Annotated in this window: 1 protein-coding gene; it reads right to left on the bottom strand. The window is 34.8% G+C overall.

Annotated features, from left to right (window positions below; genetic code table 11):
• Nucleotides 1-287, bottom strand: a 287-nt coding sequence (locus IEY73_RS34860) for an ATP cone domain-containing protein (RefSeq protein WP_229716457.1), incomplete at its 3' end; no start/stop codon positions are given.
• Between the last annotated feature and the right edge of the window lie 256 nt (nt 288-543).

Raw genomic sequence — 543 nt, 5'->3', positions numbered from 1 at the left:
AAATGCCTATACCCTGTAAAACCACTTACTTTATGGTATAAATCATACAAAAAAAGCCTTGAGGCGACAAAGCTCCAATTAGGCGTGTCAATATCTATTTTATCCACAGCGGTTTTAATCAAAGTTTGTTGGATTTCTTCAGTAGTGATCTTGTCCCTGAATTGCAACCTCGCATCCACTTCTAGCTCACTTTGGCTCACGCCCTCTAAATTGTCCGTAGCGTCCTTAGTGTATTTTTGGATTTTTGTAATGTCTAAAGGCTCAATGCGCCCGTTTCGTTTAACCACCGTAATCAAAATTTTTCCTTTGAATTAAATCGTTTGTTTTTTAAATTTGGAATTGTATCAATAAAAAACTTAAGAAAAAGAAAAGTTCAAGTTGGATCTGTTCTATTAATGAGAATGAGTTTTAAAATTTTTTAATTTTTTATACCCCCTCCATTTAATGGCATTGGGATTAAATCACCACCCTAATTTAACACAAAGCCTAACACAAAGCCCAAAAACACACACAAAGCTAAGAATGACCAAACCCTCTATAAGG

It is taken from the genome of Mangrovihabitans endophyticus (assembly GCF_014646155.1).
GTDB classification, from domain to species: domain Bacteria; phylum Actinomycetota; class Actinomycetes; order Mycobacteriales; family Micromonosporaceae; genus Actinoplanes; species Actinoplanes endophyticus.
Note: the sequence above shows the minus strand (reverse complement) of the source record. Positions and strands in the feature narration are given on the sequence as shown.